The organism is Micromonospora qiuiae, assembly GCF_016863555.1.
Taxonomy (GTDB): domain Bacteria; phylum Actinomycetota; class Actinomycetes; order Mycobacteriales; family Micromonosporaceae; genus Micromonospora; species Micromonospora qiuiae.
Genome location: NZ_BOPC01000194.1, coordinates 1 through 834 on the forward strand (window position 1 = coordinate 1; position 834 = coordinate 834).

Here is an 834-nt window from a genome sequence, read left to right on the forward strand (position 1 = left end):
ACGACGCCGCCGCCGGGTGGTACGTGCAATCTTCCGTCGTCGTACCGGTGGTCGTCGACGGGTGCGTTGGCGCAGCCGAGGTCGGGGTGGGTGTCGTTGAAGGACTTCACGCACGCGCCGTACAACGGTCAGCATCTGGTGTATGCCACGACGCATGACACGGGTACGAGTTGGGGTTCGATGAACTTTGGTTTGTTCTCGGACTGGAACCAGATGGGGTCGGCCAGTCAGAACCAGATGCCGTTCGCGGCGGTGGCGCCGTCGTTGTTCTACTTCGCGCCGAAGAACATCTGGGTGTTGGCCTACCAGTGGGGTGGTCCGGCGTTCTCGTACCGGACCTCGACCGACCCCACCAACGTGAACAGTTGGTCGGCGCACCAGACGCTGTTCACCGGGTCGATTTCCAACTCCAGCACCGGCCCGATCGACCAGGCGTTGATTGGTGATGACCAGAACATGTACCTGTTCTTTGCTGGGGACAATGGTCGGATCTACCGGGCGAGCATGCCGATCGGGAATTTCCCGGGTAGCTTCGGGTCGAACTACACGACGATCATGACTGACACGACGAACAACCTGTTCGAGGGTGTGCAGGTGTACAAGCTGGCGGGGCAGAACCGGTACCTCATGCTTGTCGAGGCGATCGGTTCGCAGGGTCGTTACTTCCGGTCGTTCACGGCTACCAGTCTGGGTGGTACGTGGACGCCGCAGGCGGCGACGGAGAGCAACCCGTTCGCGGGTAAGGCCAACAGCGGTGCGACCTGGACCAACGACATCAGCCATGGCGAGTTGATCCGGACCAACGCCGATCAGACCATGACGGTCGATCCCTGC

Annotated in this window: 1 protein-coding gene; it reads left to right on the top strand. The window is 61.5% G+C overall.

What is annotated here, in order from left to right:
- A partial coding sequence (locus tag Vqi01_RS30370) for a non-reducing end alpha-L-arabinofuranosidase family hydrolase (protein WP_275408866.1) occupies positions 1-834 on the top strand: 834 nt, incomplete at both ends.